The 1,863-nt window shown below is 43.0% G+C and carries 3 protein-coding genes; 2 read left to right on the forward strand and 1 reads right to left on the reverse strand.

The window, feature by feature from the left end; all coding sequences use genetic code 11:
- Positions 1 to 50: 50 nt before the first annotated feature.
- Entirely contained in the window at positions 51 to 389 is a 339-nt protein-coding gene (locus AB4653_RS25660; RefSeq protein ID WP_009848715.1) for a Grx4 family monothiol glutaredoxin, read from the reverse strand.
- Between the two features lie 269 nt (positions 390 to 658).
- On the opposite strand from AB4653_RS25660, the gene sodB reads away from it, so the two are divergent.
- Entirely contained in the window at positions 659 to 1,243 is a 585-nt protein-coding gene (sodB, locus tag AB4653_RS25665; protein WP_004734050.1) for a superoxide dismutase [Fe], read from the forward strand.
- A gap of 247 nt (positions 1,244 to 1,490) precedes the next feature.
- On the forward strand, positions 1,491 to 1,863 hold a 373-nt coding region (locus tag AB4653_RS25670; RefSeq protein ID WP_372105637.1), incomplete at its 3' end, for a VC2046/SO_2500 family protein.

Raw genomic sequence — 1,863 nt, forward strand, 5'->3', positions numbered from 1 at the left:
GCCTAATTAAGGCCCCTTCCATTCAATATTTAAGCACCAAGGCCTAAAGCTTACTCAGCGTCGTCGCCAGCTACTTTAGCAGCGGCTTCTTTAACGATTGGCTGAAGCTCACCCTTTTGGAACATCTCAAGAATGATATCACAACCACCGATTAGCTCACCTTCAACCCAAAGTTGTGGGAACGTTGGCCATTGTGCGTAAGCTGGAAGCTCTGCACGGATATCAGGGTTTTGTAGGATATCTACGTAAGCAAATTTTTCACCACATGCCATTAGCGCTTGAGACGCTTGAGAAGAGAAACCACAGCTAGGTAGCTTAGGAGAACCTTTCATGTACAGTAGAATAGTGTTTTCTTCAATTTGCTGTTTGATTTTATCGATAGTTTCCATTGCTTCCTCGTTAATGGATTACGGCTTTCATTGCCTTTATTCTACCCCAAACCAAAAGAATAAAAACCATATAAAAAAAGAGGTTAACCAGTTAAGCTAACAATTCACACAAAAGTGATGAATTAAGCTTTTAATAAAGTAAAAACTTGCTAAACTATATCGCAAGTCCGCAAATTGACCGTGGTTGGCAATATAGCGAGCCATGAATAATAATATCACTGGAAGCAATCGAAAGAGTTAACTCTTTCATATCAATGGAGAATTGAGCAATGGCATTTGAACTACCGGCTCTTCCTTACGCGAAAGACGCGCTAGAACCACACATCTCAGCAGAAACGCTAGATTTCCACCACGGTAAGCACCACAACACTTACGTTGTTAAGCTAAACGGTCTTATCCCAGGTACTGAGTTTGAAGGCAAAACACTAGAAGAAATCGTTAAGACTTCTACTGGTGGTGTTTTCAATAACGCTGCTCAAATCTGGAACCACACGTTCTACTGGCACTGTCTTGCTCCTAAAGCAGGCGGCGAACCAACAGGCGCTGTTGCAGAAGCGATCAACGCTGCATTCGGTTCTTTCGAAGAATTCAAAGCGAAATTCACTGATTCAGCAATCAACAACTTCGGTTCTTCTTGGACTTGGTTAGTTAAGAAAGCTGACGGTTCTCTAGACATCGTTAACACCTCTAACGCTGCGACTCCTCTAACAGAAGAAGGTGTTACTCCACTTCTAACTGTTGACCTATGGGAACACGCTTACTACATCGATTTCCGCAATGTTCGTCCTGACTATATGGCAGCATTCTGGAACCTAGTAAACTGGTCTTTCGTAGAAGAAAACCTAGCTAAGTAATTATTACTTACGCTGCGCTATTTATAGCGAGTTATCTATTGAAAGCTCATGCCTCGGCGTGAGCTTTTTTGTATCTGTCGTATTCTAATCAATGAGAACATTGCGAAACGAACTAGCAGATCGAGCCGACTTTTCAACCTATTCTTACCTTTCTCAATCGCCCTACATAAATTCGTTATTTGGCTGTAATTAAACTCTAAAGTTTGCCAACTCCATGCCGTTAAAGGTGTATCCAATGAGAGGCAGCATGCAAATACATACTTTAGACAAAGCAGGAATCATCAACGAACTGAAGTTCGGCATCGGGATCAGCCAAGCGGTTGAGCAAGGTCGCCGTGCAGATTTTGCGTTGCTGTTATCTATGTTTTCTAATGATGTTCGCGACTGTACTCCCATCGACACCATTGACGTCACTAAAACGACTGAAGATCGCCTACGTAAGCAATTTGGCGTAGCAGAACCGCAACAACTGCGTTCAAACCAATCGTCGTATGAAATTTCAGCGCAACAATCGAATCACTTTCATCAAGCTAGCCTTGCCAGCGCCAAGCTAAGCCACTACTTGAAGCCTGAAGCACTTGCTTTCATGCCAGAAGATACCGCCGACTTCCCTGAAGAGG

Source organism: Vibrio sp. 10N.222.48.A3 (assembly GCF_041475345.1).
GTDB classification, from domain to species: domain Bacteria; phylum Pseudomonadota; class Gammaproteobacteria; order Enterobacterales; family Vibrionaceae; genus Vibrio; species Vibrio tasmaniensis_A.

Bases quoted from the DNA above. Each gene is read 5' to 3' on its own strand.
- AB4653_RS25660 (WP_009848715.1), bottom strand. From the start codon at position 389: ATGGAAACTATCGATAAAATCAAACAGCAAATTGAAGAAAACACTATT.
- sodB (WP_004734050.1), top strand. From the start codon at position 659: ATGGCATTTGAACTACCGGCTCTTCCTTACGCGAAAGACGCGCTAGAA.